Source organism: Vibrio sp. 1580 (assembly GCF_033340055.1).
The window spans coordinates 1-625 of record NZ_JAWOVT010000406.1 but is presented as its reverse complement, the minus strand read 5'-3'; the positions used below and the strand labels follow the sequence as shown (position 1 = coordinate 625).

Below are 625 nucleotides of genomic sequence, written 5' to 3'. Positions count from 1 at the left end.
ACTTTGATGTTCTGTACTCTGCAGAAACATTTCGAACTCGTCTTTTAGATGCGATCAGCAAAGCAACGTCACGAATCTACCTAGTCGCTCTATATCTGGAAGATGATGAAGCTGGGCGTGAAATACTCACTGCACTTTACGAAGCAAAGCAGCGTAATCCAGGATTAGACATTAATATCTGTGTTGACTGGCACCGAGCACAACGCGGCCTTATTGGTGCAGAAACATCAGAAGGCAACTCAGCGCTTTATAAAGCGTTTGCTGACCAATACCAACATGCCATCCCTGTTTATGGTATCCCCGTTCGCGGTCGAGAAGTATTTGGTGTACTTCATTTAAAAGGCTTCGTCGTCGACGATACCGTGATTTACAGTGGCGCTAGCCTTAATAACGTTTATTTGCAGTACCATGGTCGCTATCGATTTGATCGCTACCATGTTATTAAGCACAAGTCCCTTGCAGATACGATGGTGAACTTCGTTCAAAATGAAATGATTGCTCACCCTGCAGTAAACGACTTGGCCGATCGAGATAAGCCAGAAACCAAAGAAATTAAATCGGCAATTCGCCAACTTCGCTCTTCTCTTGCTCAAGCCAACTATCAATTTGCCCATGAGGCAGCAGC

General features: G+C 44.8%; 1 protein-coding gene. It reads left to right on the top strand.

Features of this window, described 5'->3' with window-relative positions:
* A partial coding sequence (locus R7093_RS26280) for a phospholipase D-like domain-containing protein (protein ID WP_318147154.1) occupies nucleotides 1–625 on the top strand: 625 nt, incomplete at both ends.